The sequence below is a fragment of the Streptomyces hyaluromycini genome, from assembly GCF_002217755.1.
GTDB classification, from domain to species: Bacteria; Actinomycetota; Actinomycetes; order Streptomycetales; family Streptomycetaceae; genus Streptomyces; species Streptomyces hyaluromycini.
In genome coordinates, this window is record NZ_BCFL01000049.1 from 1 (window position 1) to 14,374 (window position 14,374).

The 14,374-nt window shown below is 66.5% G+C and carries 13 protein-coding genes and 2 pseudogenes; 8 read left to right on the forward strand and 7 right to left on the reverse strand.

The genetic code is table 11. From position 1 onward, the window contains the following. The coding region (locus tag SSP29_RS51125; protein WP_145969091.1) for an integrase core domain-containing protein at positions 1-337 on the forward strand (337 nt) is incomplete at its 5' end. A gap of 166 nt (positions 338-503) precedes the next feature. On the opposite strand, the gene SSP29_RS51130 is transcribed toward SSP29_RS51125, so the two are convergent. The 3 genes from SSP29_RS51130 to SSP29_RS51140 form a co-directional block, all read right to left on the reverse strand. Further along, positions 504-1,754, reverse strand: a complete 1,251-nt coding sequence (locus SSP29_RS51130) for an MFS transporter (protein ID WP_089107888.1) — start codon at positions 1,752-1,754, stop codon at positions 504-506. A 155-nt stretch (positions 1,755-1,909) separates the two neighbouring features. Next, on the reverse strand, positions 1,910-2,872 hold the full coding sequence (locus SSP29_RS51135) for a nucleoside hydrolase (RefSeq protein WP_089107889.1): 963 nt from the start codon (positions 2,870-2,872) through the stop codon (positions 1,910-1,912). Positions 2,873-2,940: 68 nt separating this feature from the next. Beyond that, complete coding sequence (locus SSP29_RS51140; RefSeq protein WP_245883610.1) at positions 2,941-3,327, reverse strand: non-canonical purine NTP pyrophosphatase; 387 nt, start codon at positions 3,325-3,327, stop codon at positions 2,941-2,943. A 53-nt stretch (positions 3,328-3,380) separates the two neighbouring features. On the opposite strand from SSP29_RS51140, the pseudogene SSP29_RS51145 reads away from it, so the two are divergent. The 6 genes and pseudogenes from SSP29_RS51145 to SSP29_RS51175 all read left to right on the forward strand — a co-directional run. After that, positions 3,381-3,521: pseudogene (locus SSP29_RS51145) on the forward strand (NAD(P)H-dependent glycerol-3-phosphate dehydrogenase); the annotation flags it as partial. Between the two features lie 423 nt (positions 3,522-3,944). Beyond that, positions 3,945-5,357, forward strand: a complete 1,413-nt coding sequence (locus SSP29_RS51155; protein ID WP_245883611.1) for a M1 family metallopeptidase — start codon at positions 3,945-3,947, stop codon at positions 5,355-5,357. A gap of 323 nt (positions 5,358-5,680) precedes the next feature. Then, a complete protein-coding gene (locus SSP29_RS51160) occupies positions 5,681-6,739 on the forward strand; it encodes an ISAs1 family transposase (RefSeq protein WP_245883612.1) in 1,059 nt (352 codons plus the stop codon). A gap of 53 nt (positions 6,740-6,792) precedes the next feature. Beyond that, a pseudogene (locus SSP29_RS51165) lies at positions 6,793-7,113 on the forward strand (NAD(P)H-dependent glycerol-3-phosphate dehydrogenase); the annotation flags it as partial. A 46-nt stretch (positions 7,114-7,159) separates the two neighbouring features. Beyond that, entirely contained in the window at positions 7,160-7,516 is a 357-nt protein-coding gene (locus SSP29_RS51170; RefSeq protein ID WP_089107892.1) for a hypothetical protein, read from the forward strand. After that, positions 7,503-8,357 (forward strand): hypothetical protein, encoded by an 855-nt coding sequence (locus SSP29_RS51175; protein ID WP_089107893.1) that lies wholly within the window; start codon positions 7,503-7,505, stop codon positions 8,355-8,357. The genes SSP29_RS51170 and SSP29_RS51175 overlap by 14 nt, the downstream gene beginning before the upstream one ends. A gap of 185 nt (positions 8,358-8,542) precedes the next feature. On the opposite strand, the gene SSP29_RS51180 is transcribed toward SSP29_RS51175, so the two are convergent. The 4 genes from SSP29_RS51180 to SSP29_RS51195 form a co-directional block, all read right to left on the reverse strand. Beyond that, entirely contained in the window at positions 8,543-8,812 is a 270-nt protein-coding gene (locus SSP29_RS51180; RefSeq protein ID WP_089107894.1) for a hypothetical protein, read from the reverse strand. A gap of 68 nt (positions 8,813-8,880) precedes the next feature. After that, complete coding sequence (locus SSP29_RS51185) at positions 8,881-9,294, reverse strand: hypothetical protein (RefSeq protein ID WP_089107895.1); 414 nt, start codon at positions 9,292-9,294, stop codon at positions 8,881-8,883. A gap of 59 nt (positions 9,295-9,353) precedes the next feature. After that, entirely contained in the window at positions 9,354-10,046 is a 693-nt protein-coding gene (locus tag SSP29_RS51190; protein WP_089107896.1) for a transposase family protein, read from the reverse strand. 1,319 nt (positions 10,047-11,365) lie between these two features. Next, positions 11,366-13,033 carry a hypothetical protein gene (locus tag SSP29_RS51195; RefSeq protein WP_089107897.1) on the reverse strand — a complete coding sequence of 556 codons (1,668 nt, stop codon included), beginning with the start codon at positions 13,031-13,033 and terminating at the stop codon, positions 11,366-11,368. Between the two features lie 582 nt (positions 13,034-13,615). Here SSP29_RS51195 and SSP29_RS51200 point away from each other — a divergent pair. After that, positions 13,616-14,365, forward strand: coding sequence for a transposase family protein (locus SSP29_RS51200; protein WP_089107898.1), 750 nt, complete (start codon positions 13,616-13,618; stop codon positions 14,363-14,365). Positions 14,366-14,374 lie beyond the last annotated feature (9 nt).

A 14,374-nucleotide genomic window follows, 5' to 3' on the forward strand; every position in this document is an offset into this window, starting at 1 on the left:
TTCCGCGTTCACCGCGCACCTCTTCGACGCCGGCATCGACGCCTCGATCGGCACCGTCGGCGACGCCCTCGATAACGCGCTCATGGAATCCCAGATCGGCCTCCACAAGACGGAGTTGATCAAGCCCCGCAAGCCCTGGCGCGGCCTTGCCGACGTCGAACTCGCCACCGCGGAATGGGTCGACTGGTTCAACAACCAGCGCCTCCACACCGCGATCGGAGACATCCCGCCCCACGAGCACGAGACCAACTACTACGCTCAGCTCCAGCCCCAACCGGCAGCTGGAGTCGACGCACAAGAGCCTCCACCAATCCCGGAACCCTTCACACGATGGTGACCGGTTCTTCGGGACTGAAGTCGACTCGTGACAGGCCGAGCTCTCCTCCGAATCCGAGGCGGTTCGAAATCCGGGCTCAGCGGATAGCTGGCCTGTCGAGCCGGGCGTCAGGCCAGTTACCCCCGTGGAGGTGCAAAGCCCACGGGGGCGGCGTGGTCGGGTGGGCTCAATTGGCGTTCTGCGGCTGCCCGGACAGTTCTTGGGCCACCAGGTTCTTCACGGGCTCGGCGTCGATGATCCAGATGTTACGTTTCCGGTCGGCCAGGAATGCCGAGAGGGCGAGTAGCAGTGCTGCCGTTGCGACGATGAGGACGACGAGGAGGGCGCCTTCGACGCCGTGACTCTCTGCAAGGTTGCCGGAGACGGCTTGTCCTGCGGCTGTTCCGAGGGGGCCGCCGGCGCAGAGGATGGTCATGGCGACCGCGGCCCGTTCAGTGGGCGCGAGCCGTTCGGTCAGCGCGTACAGGCTGATCATGTAGGGCGCGACGGTGAAACTCGCGACTGCGACCGCGGCGGGCACGGACACCAGTTGGGCGCCGAGGAAGAGGACCAGCATGCCGACGAAGAGGGTGGCGGCGAAAGAGACATAGCGGGCGCGCAAGGTAAACCGTGGCGGGAGCCAGGCACAGGCGGCGCCGGCCAAGGCACTGCCGATCCCGAACTCGGCGTACACGAGGCCGGAGGCGCCGGGCTTGTCGATCGTATTGGCGTACACGGTGACGGCCGTCTGGACCGCGCCGAAGATCGCTCCCATCGCGACCATCGCCAGGAACATGACGGCCAGAGGACGGCGCGGCAGGTGCGGCTTCTCATGCTGAGCCGAAGGCCGTCGGTGCGCGGTGCGATGGGCGTAGATCAGGGCGAAGGGGAGGGTGCTCGTTGCGATCAGAGCCATCGTGGCAACGGCGGGCGCGAGGGGGCTGACCGACGCGAGCAATCCAACGAACGCGGGGCCGGCAACAAAGCTGAGTTCATCGGCGGACGCCTCGTAGGACAGAGCCGCGGACAACAGGTGGTGCTTGTTGCGGGACTGCACCAGACGTGACCAGTGCACACGGACGAGGGGGCCGACCTGTGGCTGGGTCAGACCCACGAGAGTGGCTGCAGCGAACATACTCTCGCGGTTACCGTGGCTCGCGGCCAGCAGGGCGGCCCAGGTACCGAAGTTGGCGATCGCCGCGGCTACGCCGACGGACCGGTGGCCGTACCGGTCGGCCAGGGCCCCGACCAGCGGGCCGCCGACAGCGATGGCGATGCTCTGGGCCGCGCTGGCGAGTCCGGCGAAGGCGTAGCTGTGGGTCGAAGCCTGGAGCAGGATGAGGGTGGAAAGAGCTGAGGTCGCGTACGGCAGACGGGCGAGGAATCCCAGGGGGAAGAAACCCGCGCCTGCCACACGCAGCAGGGAGCGATAGGACACTGATGTCTCCATCGGGCACGTCGAGGAGACGCGCCACCCAGCCACCAACGCGTCGACGAGCCCGATTCTGATCATCAACGTAGCGGAGGTGGCTGAGGGCTGTACAGACGCCTCGACCGAAGCGAATGGAACGATAGGGTCGGCAGCGGCCGGGATCAGGAAAGGCCGCTGCTCAGCTTGTCGAGGAGCAAGTCACGCAGCGCGTCGATGTCGGCGTCGAGCGCCACATCGATCTCGCGTCCGGTCCGTGCGTCCTCGGAACCCGAGCGGGTGTCGATGACAGTTGCACCGCGTGCCGCTGCGGAGTCGCACACGACATCGACCGTCAGTCGTCGGCACTTCAGCGTGCCGGGCCAGATCGCCTCGGCAACGGCGACCGCGTCATGCAAGACGAGGCCGTCCACACCCAGTTCCCGTTGGTAATGGGTGCGGTACGGGGTGGAGACGGAGACCAAGGAGGCCCCGGTGGGACCCGAAGATGCGAGGGTCTTGAGCCACTGGTCATCCACCCAGGCACGGTGCGTCAGGTCGATGGGTACCAGGGTCGTTGGCACGTCCGATTCGACAAGGACGCGCCGGGCCGCCTCGGGATCGCTCCAGACGTTGAACTCCGCAGTCGCGCTGACATTGCCGCCTGCAGCCGCCCCGCCCATCACCACGAGGCGGCCGATCCGAGGACGGAGCTCGGGGTACACGGCCAGGAGCAGCGCGATGTTGGTCATGGGCCCGATCGCTGCGATCGTCACGGGCGTCTGTGCGGCCTTCAGGACGCCGGCCAGCACTTCGACGGCGGGCCGGGCCTGCTCGGTCCTTTGAGAGGCGGGAAGTGAATCCGATGCCCCTCCCAGGCCGTCCTTGCCGTGGGCGTATTCGGCGCGGTGGGGGTGCGGGTACACGAGGGGGCATTCGGCGCCTCTGGCCACTCGTACGTCGTCGCGGCCGCACATGGCCAGCACTTTCAAGGCGTTGCGCGTCGTCTGTTCCACGGACGCGTTCCCGAACACCGTGGTGATGGCACGGAGGTCCACGTGGGGACTGAGGGCGGCCAGGGTGATTGCGAAAGCGTCATCTATGCCGGGGTCGGTGTCTATCACGAGGGGGAGACGCTCCGAGGTCACTGCACTTCTCCATCCTTCTAGCGTCGACGTCCATCACTTTTTTCACAGGTGCTAAGAGGTTCCGGCGGCTACCTGTCCGAGGCAATGAGCCTCTCGCCGAGCCAGGCGTTGGCCTTCTCTAGCGGCCGTCTACGCATGGTCACGGACATTCTTTCCTGGAAGGTCATCTCGGCCAGTGTCTTCCCCGACCCTTCGACCTCGAATATAGGGGTCCAGCCGCCCAATTCTCCGCGTGGCGGAACGATCTTCCCCTTTATGCGGTCGGTCCATACCTGGACCTCCCCCTTGTACGCAATGCCGACCGAACTCACTGCAGCAGCTCCGCTGCCTCCCCCTTGGAGATCGGTCAGACGTGCAATTTCTCGGGCCCCCATGCCGTCAACAAACCATTTAACGAGCGCACCGGGCAGCGAACTCCAAGAGTCGATCTCCAGCCCCGTGTCCTCAACCAGCACCGGATCGTCCCAGGACAGTTTGAGGACTTGCTCCAGTTTGTGCCTGACGACTCTGCGAGATGGGCGGCGCGCTGAAGAACGTCATCGCGCTCGCGGTCGGCATCGCCACCGGCCTCGGCCTGGGCGACAACGCCACAGCGGTGATCATGACGAGGGGACTCGCGGAGAGCATCCGGCTGGCCACCGCGACAGGGCCGCGTCGTTCAGGTGATGTGTCCTGGTTGATCACATGATGCCGAGGGTGATCAGTGGACGGTTGGCGTCGCGGGTGTGGTGGCGGAGTCCAGCGGCGATGTTTGTCTGGTTGCCGAGTCGGAGAGCGCCGATGGCCAGGTTGCGCAGGGATGCCATGGCACGTGGAGCGGTGCCGGTGCGTACGCGGGAGGCGTCCTCGGCGTACGTGGTGTCCCTGACCAGGCCTCATGGAAGGGGATGAACTGCGGATGGGTTGAACCGGGATCCTTACTGTGCGCCAACGTACAGCGAACATCCCCTGCCTACCCTGGCATTTTCGCCGCCCAAGCGGAGCCGACCTCCCCTCTTCGCGCGGGCCTGTGTCGGCCGTGGGGAACCCTGTGACAAGATCCGCTGGCATGTCATCTGTCATGTCGTCAGCCATGCCTTCGTCGCCCACGAGCCCCTCAAGAACCGGTCGCCGTCTGCTGGTCGTCCTGCTCGCGCTGCTCGCGACAGCAGGCTCCACCGTGGCCGAGGCCGGCACGCCGTCCGGCCCGGCGCCCGGCGCCGCGGTGAGAGCGGCCGAACCCGCGACGCCCGACCGCCCCAGCTACGACGTGAAGCTGCGCGCCGACGCCGACGGCTCCCACTGGGCGGGCCGGCAGACGGTGTCCTTCCGCAACGCCTCCAGCCGGCCCCTGCGTGAGGTGTACATACGCCTGTGGGGCAATGGCGAGGACGGCTGCGGGACATCCGGAAGACCGTCCCCCGTCCGCGTCTCCCACGTGCGCGGCGGCACTCCGGGCCGCCCCGGCGTGAAGTGCACGGCGCTGCGCATCGCTCTGCCGAGGCCGCTCGCACGCGGCGAGCGGACGGCCGTCTCCTTCGACTTGGCCCTCACCGTGCCCGCACGCAACAACCGCTTCGGCCGCGAAGGCGCGTTCCGCTTCCTGGGCAACGCGCTGCCGGTCCTCGCCGTGCACGACGCGAGGGGATGGCACCTCGATCCGTATGTGTCGTACGGCGAGAGCTTCTACACCCTGGCGAGCGACTTCCGGGTGCGCCTTGACCACCCGTCCGCCCTCAAGGTCCCGGCGACCGGCAGCACATGGACCCGCCCCGGCGGTACCGGGCGTACGGTCACCCACAGCGTCGCCAAGCGGGTGCGGGACTTCGCATGGGCGGCGGGCCCGTTCCGCACCGCGACCCAGACCTCGCCCGACGGCGTGCGCGTGAAGTCGTACTGGTCGCCGAACACGCCCGCCGCCGGTGTCCGCCTCAACCGCAAGGACGGCGTTGCCGCCATCGACCGGTTCGGCAGGGAGTTCGGCCGCTATCCGTACGGCGAGATCGACCTCGTGATGACCCCCGGGTTCGCCGGCGGCATGGAGTACCCCGGCCTGGTCATCCTCGGCACCGAGGAGGAAGGCGGCGCCACCGTCCATGAGATCGCCCACCAGTGGTGGTACGGCGTCGTGGGCAACGACGAGTACAACTCACCCTGGCTGGACGAGAGTTTCGCTCAGTACGCCAACGCGCGCTACTACCGCTGGGACGGGTTCGAGTGCTCGCCGGACGACTCCTGGCCGAGCGCCACCGCCGCGCTCACCAACTCGATGGCCTACTGGTCTACACACCGTGACGAGTACTTCCAGGTCGTGTACGGGATCGGCCCTTGCGTCCTGGCCGACCTGGAGCACGTCCTCGGGGCCGGCACCATGGCGCGCCTCATCAAGAAGTACGCCCACGACCACTGGTACGGCGTCTCCACCACCGCCGGCTTCAAGAAGGCCGCACAGTCGATGACGCACAGGGACCTCGGCCCCTTCTGGCGGAAGCACCGCATCCGCTGAAGTCGCACTCCGCTCGCGGGTGACGGGCGTACCCCGTCGGCGCCACGATGACGGTGACCGACGGGGTACGCGGGCAGGGCGGCGTCGTTCCGGCGGTGCATCCGGGTTGATTGGGCTTCAGGAGCTGGGGCAGGACTGCGGGGGCTGACGCGGAGGCAGGCACGACTTCCGGTGATCATGAGGTGTCGAGTCCCTGATCACCACGACGGAAGACCGTGCCTGCCTGATCATCCTCGCTCATCCCGCGCCCTCTGGGCCAACTCGCCGACACCGCGCCGACCGTCCCCGATGACCTCCCCGGCCTGCTGACCTGCCTGGCTCAGGTGCCCGATCCCCGCCGGGACCAGGGCCGACGCCACTCGCTCGCCTTCGTCCTCTCCCTGGCCGCGTGCGCGGTCCTGGCCGGAGCGAAGTCCCTGGCCGCGATCGCGGAGTGGGCCGCCGACGCCCCGCCCAACGTCCTGGCCCGGCTCGGTGGCCCATGCCGGGAGCCGGACCGCGGCCCCGTCGCCCCGGCCGAGGCCACCGTGCGTCGTGTCCTCCAACGCATCGACGGCGACGCGCTGGATACAGCCGTCGGAAGTTGGCTCGCCGGGCGCGAACGCGCCGCCGGCCAGGAGGAGAACGACAGCGACCGGCGGCCCCTGCCCTCCCTCGCCGTGGACGGCAAGACCGTGCGCGGTGCCCGCCGCACCGACGGCACCCAGGTCCATCTGCTCGCCGCGATGACGGGGGCCGGTCTGGTCACCGCCCAGCGCGAGGTGGACGCCACGACCAACGAGATCACCGTCTTCCAGCCCCTGCTTGCCCCGCTCAACCTGCACGGCACGGTGGTCACCTTCGACGCCCTCCACTCGCAGACCGCCCACGCGCGCTTCCTCATCGAGGACAAGCACGCCCACTACATCGCGCTGATCAAGGGCAATCAGCCCACCCTGCACCAGCGGCTGAAGGCCCTGCCATGGCGGGAAGTGCCACTCCTGGACAAGACGCGGGCCACCGCGCACGGCCGCGACGAGATCCGCCGGATCAAGGCCGCCGCCGTCGCCGGGATCGCGTTCCCACACGCGGTGCAGGCCGTCCAGATCGTGCGCCGCCGACGGATCGTCACCACCGGCAAGGTCACCCTGGAACGCATCTACGGGGTGACCGACCTGACCGCGGAGCAGGCCGACGCAACCGAGATCGCCCGCCGCGTCCGCGGCCACTGGGGCATCGAGAACAAGATCCACCACGTCAGGGACACCGCGTACGCACCGGCACCGCTCCACGTGCCATGGCATCCCTGCGTAACCTGGCCATCGGCGCTCTCCGACTCGGCAACCAGACGAACATCGCCGCTGGACTCCGCCACCACACCCGCGACGCCAACCGTCCACTGATCACCCTCGGCATCATGTGATCAACCAGGACACATCACCTGAACGACGCGGCCCTGGCCACCGCGATGGGCGCTGACCCGGTCACCCTCTCCGGCCTGTCCGGCATGGGCGACCTGGTGGCCACCTGCTCCTCCCCGTTCTCCCGCAACCGCACCTTCGGCACCCACCTCGGCCACGGCCTGAGCGTCGAGGAGGCCGCCGCCGTGACCCGGCAGACCACCGAGGGCGTCAAGAGCGCCGAGGCCGTCCTCGACCTCGCCCGCGCCCACGGCGTGATGCCGATCACGGCCGTGGTCACCGCCGTGCTGAACGGCAAGGTCACCCTCAACGAGGCCGTCACCGCGCTCATGCAGCGGCCCCCCCAGCCCGAATAGCGGGCTCCCGCCAGCACCTTCTCCTCCCCACCGGAGGCACCCCGTCATGCCCGCAGCCTTGCTGACCGCTGCCCAGTTCGCCGCCACCGCAGCCCTGGCGGCATGGATGACCACCGGCTTCACCCGCAGGCCCGGCCGGTGGATGCGCTATCCCCTCTTCTCCCGCGCCACCTTCGTGATCATCACCGAACTCACCGGCACCAAAGACGCCCGCACCGAGCCGGTCAACCCGTACATGTACCTCTCACCCGGCATGTTCCTCCTGCCGCCGCCCCAGCTGCAGACGATCGTCGACCACCTGATCAGCACCGGCCGGTACGACCGGATCGACGGGCGCGGCCGGTGCCTGTCCGTCAAGGGCGAGCAGCCAATCAAGGTGGTGGCCAGCCGTGTGGTTCTTTGACGCCGTCGCGTCCGGTTTCCGCAGTTCCACCGACCCCGGACACCTCCAGCTGGTCCGCATCGTCTACGGCACCGTGCACACCGCGCGGTTCACCCTGTCCTTCGGCCAGGGCGGCTGGAGGCGGTTCGTGCCCGGGTCGCTCGACCTCCGCGTGGCGGAGCAGCGATTCGGTCCCCGGCGAGGCCGTCTGCTCGCCGCCGCCTACCGGCCCGCTCTGATCCTGCGGACCGCCGCCGCCGTCGCCCTGGCCGCCGGCCTCGTACCCCGGCTGTCCCTCCTGCTGGTGGTGGCCGGGGCCGTCATGGAGCTGCTCTACCTCAAGAGTCCGAGCGCCGTACGGTTCTCCGTCCTGCTCGGCGCCTGCCTGATGACCGCTGGGGACCTCGGGCACGGCCTCCACATGGAGCACCATCCCAGCGCCGCCAACACGTGGGCGCAGGTCCTCATGGTGTGCGTCACGACGGATCTCTACTGGAACAGCGCCGTGCAGAAGTGCCGGTCCCGCCAGTTCCGCAGCGGTCTCTTCCTCGCCCAGTGGATGCACGCCTACACCCAGCTGAAAGACCGTCTGCCCTACCGCCACCAGCACGCCGTCCCCGGCGTCGTCCACCGCCGCACCGGCGGCCTCACCGTCCGCGACATCCGCCTGTGGCGGACCGTCTCCGTCACCGTCATCGCCGCCGAGTTCGTCCTGCCCGTCGCGCTGCTGATCCCGCAGACCACTCCGTACGCCATCGCCGCCGGCGCCGGGATGCACGTCGCGTTCACCTGCCTCAAGCCCCGCCAGCTACTGACGTTCTCGGGTCTCACCGTCGGCTCGTACGCGGCCTTCATCGGCTGACTCCTCCGCCCGGCACCGTATCTGCCGGAACGGGATGGTCCTGTTGCCCCTAACAGGGGCAACGGACCTTCAGCTGCTCGGATCCGCAGGGAGCACATAGATGTACGGGTACGGGTAGCCGGGGTCGTTGAACTCCGTGCGCACCCGGTGCCCGAAGTTGGTCAGGATGCTGATCACGGCCGACGTCAGGGACGCCGCGGCGCTGAAGACCTCTTCCCGCTCCCGCTCGTCGCCAGCTCGGCCTCGCCTGGCACGTGCCAGGCGAGCGAGACCCCGTCGGACACCGGCCCCTCGATATTGAGCGTGACCCCGCCGTTCACGTGGGAGTCGTCGTCCGAGGCGTCGATGACGTGGACCACGACGCCGACCTTGGCGAGGTCGGTCATGACCCGCGCCGCCAGTTCGGCGAGCGGGTGACCGTCGTAGGAGCGCAGTTCGGGAGGCAGTAAGACCATCTCGGCAGGGTAGTGAGTACAGCCCTCAGCGGGCCGGGTTCCCGGGAAACCTGCCGCCCCCGAGCCCGTCAGCCGGCCTCGCCGTACGCGGCCTCCTGCAGCGCCCGCAGGGCCAGCCGGAACTCGTGCTCGTCCAGCGCCCGCACGACGCTCTGGAGTGTGACCGACCCCCGGCCGGCGAGGGACACGGCGAACTTCAGCACGGCCAGCTTACTCTCGGAGGCCGGGAGCGTCGATGGGGAGTCCACCAGCAGCAGCCCGGCCGCGGTCCAGTCGACCGACGGGTGGGTGCCGCTGCGGTCGATCACCTTCTGGTCGGTCGCAGCCGTGAGCGTCTGCTCCTCGTCCAGGAAGCGGCGCAGCCAGTAGCCGTCCCGATGCTCTCCCAGTAGCCGGGTCGCCGCCCGCATCTCCTCGTTGCCCACGCCCAGCAGCAGACTCGCGGCGAGCTGCCCGCCCGTGGTCTCGTCCGTCACCGTCACCGGTGTCTCCGTTCCCTCGTCGACCGGGGCCAGCGCCGCCCCGGACTCACTGAGCTTCTTCAGCGTTGCCGCTCCAGAGTGAGGACGGCTTTGGCGATTGACGTCATGCGGTTGTGGCTGCAGCGGGATCTACGGAAGATTCGCCAGGACTTCAGGCGCGCGACGCCGCGTTCGACCGGTGCCCGGGCCGTCGCCAGGGCCCGGTCGACGGTCTTCTCGGTGAGGGTGAGTTCTTGAAGGGGCCTGCGTTTGATGCCGGTGGTCACCCAGGGGCCGCCGCCCTGGTAAGCGAGATCGGCCAGGATGGGGACGCCCTGGCGCTCGCAGATGCGGAGGATCCGGTGGGTACGGGCCGCGGTCAGGTCGTGAGCCCGTCCCGGCAGCGCGGGCGACAGCCACAGCAGCCGGCCGTCCGGATCGGTGACCACCTGTACGTTCACCCCATGCCTGCGGTGCTTGTGGGAGTAGTCGGCCCGTCCGTCGCCGACCCGGTCGCACTCGGCGAGCGTGCCGTCCAGCAGGACGAAGTCCGCGTCGGCCTCGCGCAGGACTTTCAGCAGGCCCGGCGCACGTTCGGCCAGCAGGTCGATGATCCGGCTGGTGTAGGCGTGGGCGGTGGCCTCGCTGATCCCGAATCCGGCAGCGATCTTCGCCAGGGTGGTGTGTTCACGCAGGTACACCAGTGCCACCATCGCGCGTTGAGACGGACGGAGCTTGCAGCGCCGGTCGCCCTCACGGGTGACGACAGGCATGGTCACCCACTCCACGAGCGCATGCGGCAGGTCGAGTGCCGGAGCGCGCCGTCAAGCGGAACAGTTCTGCACCCACTGGTGTAAGGGCGTGCGGTCCGCCCGGGCAGGTCGGTCTCCCCCGTTCCTGTGGCGGCCTGCTGGCAGCCGTTGGGGTGTCTGGCGAAGCATTCAACCCTGCCGCTTGCGGGCGGACAGCCCATGGCTGGAACACCCCAGACATGCCACCATGCTTGTAGAAGGCAGGGGGAGGTTTGATGTCATCCTGGGCACTTGTAGGGCCAGCACTCAATCTGCTCATCAAGGGGGCCGACATATGGATGGAGCGGTCACAGGACAACGCAGCTGCCCGAGCTCTGGCCTTCGATGACGGGGGCAAGCAGAAGTGTGTACCGTTCGAGCTTTCACTAGTCCCCCCGCACGCTACTAGTGCCACCTGGGCGCTAGTGGGCTTCCTCAGGGACCAGAGAGAGGAAGAGTTGCCGCCCTATCTGGGTAGGGTGCGGTTGGGAGTGAAACTGCGGCCAGAGCTGCCGCCTGGGCACTATGAGATCCGGGCCCTGTTCCTCGCGACCCAAACGAGTCACACGCATCGTCCGCTGCTGCTCGGATATGGTTCTGCTTACGCTCTGATTTCATCGGGCGACAAGCAGGCTATACAGGTAAGGGGCGTGAAACCCGATTACGAGCACCTGGAGAAGGTACGAGAGATACCGAGCGTTGACGAGGTAATCACCCTACCAGCGCTTCCACCCAGGGTGCTCGATTCTCCCACACTGCGCCCATCCGATAACTCTCCCCCTCGGCGGGCCGTGTTGACGAGTCGTGAGGGAGGCGACACGCAGTTTGACCGGACGCTCCTTCCATTTCTCTCAATCGGTGAACGAGAAGCGGTGCGCCGAGCTCTCCCGCCTCCGCCTGGTCTCACCCCGAAATCTGTTATCCCCGATGCTAGTGACACCGAGTGCTGCCAAGCCAGACTCAAGTCAGGCGAAAAGTGCGGACGGATTCTAGGTGCACACGACCTCTGCCTGGACCACCTCGCTCGTGTGAGGGAAGGCCAGAAGGTATTTTGGTACTCAACGGGAGAGCGTATTTCGTTCCCTGATTGATTGACAGTCCACCTGAAGCACTCTCCAGGTGACGAAGCGTATCGAGTCGTACCCACGTGTCCCGGGGGCGTGCTGCTGGTCGAGACGTCTGCGGTGAGTGCTCCTGACCGGCAACGGTGGGACTTTTCTATAGGGTCCTGTTGTTTGGCCTGGTCCCGGGATGCCTGAGACGGTGTTTTTCAGAGTCTAAGCGAAGAATCGTCACCGCCCTCACGCGGTGTTGGTTGCCCAGGCAGGAGAATTGTCCGGCCTGTAGATGACGACGTTGCCGTCCTCTTGGACCACGAGACGGCTTCCAGGGTCTTGGGTCATGGTCGCCCAGATCGGTTGAGCGCCGGCATCATAGATCACGAGATTTCCGTCATTTTGCATAATGCAGACGCCGACGGAACTGCCGGGTGTGTTTGAGGCCCACAGGGGGGCACCGTCTCGGTTGCGGTAGAGCACCAAGTTCCCGTCGGCCTGGTACGCGAACGTGAAGGCGCCGTCGGGTGAGGAGATACTCTGGCCTGCGTCGAGAGTCTCCCCCGGCTGCATATCGTCACCTTGAGCTGCAGGTTGAAGCGGCAGTGGCGGCGCCTCGGGTATAGCGGCAATAGCGCCATCAGGAATGACGCGCACGACCGTCCTTCCTCCCCATGGGACCAGTGCATCGTTGGTGCGGATCCTTCGCCGCTTGCCTCCCTGGATCACAAATATCTGCGGACTGGACCATTCTCGTAGAACCGTGCCGTTATCTGGAGGGCCGGTCAGCGTGGCCAGCGTGCCGTCCGGCACAACACGCACAGCATCCCAGCCGCCAAATCGCTCCAGCCACGTCGGATCAGGAACATGGAATGGCGCTCCGCCCACGTAGAGATACACCGGAGCAGAATTTCGCTCTCGCAGCAGCACACCGTCGCGTGGGCGCACCAGAGACGCCAATTTTGATCCTGCTGTTCGCACGTCCTCCGGAGAAGCCCCCAGTTCCATCAGTTCTGGGTTGTCGGCGACTGGAAGCCGAGATCCGCCTGCCACCATAAATGTTCGGGGATCGTCGTTCCAGCGCAGGAACTGTCCGTAATGGGGAGCAAGACCAGAGGGGGGTGCCGCAAAAGAATATCCACTGCAGAAGAACCCCATGATTGTCCCAGGGCCATCAGAGGGACTCTTGGCCACAAGGGAAGTACCAGTGAAGTCTAATTTAATGTCGCTGTCATAGGTCTCTCCGCATTGATGTGGCTGGTTCCCGTCGTAGACGAATAGTAGCCCAGTGCCGTCACCGAGGTCCTCGTATCCGTAGATGAGCACTTGATGCTGATCCCACACGGATCGTCCGGAATAAACCAATCCAACCGGCCACGGCCTACCGGCATCGATGTGTGCCTTCAGAATTATCCACTCATCTTTTGTTTTTTGTAGAAGCGCAGCAGGACCTCCGCCGAGTCTAGCCGGTAGTTGGTTGAGTATCAGTGACCATTCGAGTGTGCGTTGCAGAACTCCTCCGGATATGAGGCTGTCCATTAGCCTTTGCCAAATCAGGTTGCGAAGCGTGGCTGCGGCCCCAGCTGTCCGAGCAGGGAGATCCGTGTCATGTGCACCGCGTGGAAGCGCGGCGCGAACCGTCCAGTAATCCAGACTCGTGTAGGCCATCCCTCCACAAAGGCCGATTGTCGGCAGTGGACCAAGTGTCATTTCGGTCTGCGCTGCTGCGGTCATGATGGCAGTGAGGACCGCTAGAGTGATTGGTTCCGGAATTACCAATGACACCGCTGCGACGGCAGGTGGTACCACAGTCGGGCTTAGCGCGGATAGAATGGCCCTCTCGGTGGCATCGAACTCCCAACTGTTATTAAATGCGAAGCCGTCCACATCAGATCGCCAGGCAAGTTTTGCCATTACCCCTCCGTCGTGATCACGAAAAGCTGAGGTCTAAGCGAGTAGCCGAGTCGGCCGACTTCGTGCGGAATGTGACACGATAGTGGTTGGCTGGCTTGATGTAAAGACTCCTTGCAATGCAGCTCGGCATGTTATTGATCCGGTTACGGGAGTGAGGTTAGTGAAAGCTGCAAATTATTTTTTCTGCCGTTCCTTGGTTGCGGCATGGTGAGTGCGTGATGCGGACGGGACTATTAGCCGAGGCGCCAGGTCACCCAGGGGGGCTTCTCATGGTGCTGCTCTCCGATGCGCGTGAATGCTTCGACGTCGGGTCGCCAGGTGAAGCCAGCGCTCTCGGTAAATGCGGCCGTATCGTCATCGAGGTCGCTGGGGCTTTCGGGCGCGACGACGAGGCGCCGAGCCGAGTGCCGTACGTCACCAGGTACATGGGGCTGGTCGCTTCCTTGAGGAACGGCGGGCCGCCCACTGAGCTTCTTCGAGTTGGTCCCTGATCAGGTGACAGGCTGCGAAGCGCAACAAGCGAGGCCCCCGAGCTGTTGATCGAGATGTCTGACGTCTCAACAACGCTGCTCGGGGGCCTCGTTGGTCATCTATCCTGCCGCACTCGACCTGCCGCATGCGCTCGTGGAGTGGGTGACCATGCCTGTCGTCACCCGTGAGGGCGACCGGCGCTGCAAGCTCCGTCCGTCTCAACGCGCGATGGTGGCACTGGTGTACCTGCGTGAACACACCACCCTGGCGAAGATCGCTGCCGGATTCGGGATCAGCGAGGCCACCGCCCACGCCTACACCAGCCGGATCATCGACCTGCTGGCCGAACGTGCGCCGGGCCTGCTGAAAGTCCTGCGCGAGGCCGACGCGGACTTCGTCCTGCTGGACGGCACGCTCGCCGAGTGCGACCGGGTCGGCGACGGACGGGCCGACTACTCCCACAAGCACCGCAGGCATGGGGTGAACGTACAGGTGGTCACCGATCCGGACGGCCGGCTGCTGTGGCTGTCGCCCGCGCTGCCGGGACGGGCTCACGACCTGACCGCGGCCCGTACCCACCGGATCCTCCGCATCTGCGAGCGCCAGGGCGTCCCCATCCTGGCCGATCTCGCTTACCAGGGCGGCGGCCCCTGGGTGACCACCGGCATCAAACGCAGGCCCCTTCAAGAACTCACCCTCACCGAGAAGACCGTCGACCGGGCCCTGGCGACGGCCCGGGCACCGGTCGAACGCGGCGTCGCGCGCCTGAAGTCCTGGCGAATCTTCCGTAGATCCCGCTGCAGCCACAACCGCATGACGTCAATCGCCAAAGCCGTCCTCACTCTGGAGCGGCAACGCTGAAGAAGCTCA

Bases quoted from the DNA above. Each gene is read 5' to 3' on its own strand.
- SSP29_RS51155 (WP_245883611.1), top strand. From the start codon at position 3,945: ATGCCTTCGTCGCCCACGAGCCCCTCAAGAACCGGTCGCCGTCTGCTG.
- SSP29_RS51170 (WP_089107892.1), top strand. From the start codon at position 7,160: ATGCCCGCAGCCTTGCTGACCGCTGCCCAGTTCGCCGCCACCGCAGCC.
- SSP29_RS51180 (WP_089107894.1), bottom strand. From the start codon at position 8,812: ATGGTCTTACTGCCTCCCGAACTGCGCTCCTACGACGGTCACCCGCTC.
- SSP29_RS51190 (WP_089107896.1), bottom strand. From the start codon at position 10,046: ATGCCTGTCGTCACCCGTGAGGGCGACCGGCGCTGCAAGCTCCGTCCG.
- SSP29_RS51195 (WP_089107897.1), bottom strand. From the start codon at position 13,033: ATGGCAAAACTTGCCTGGCGATCTGATGTGGACGGCTTCGCATTTAAT.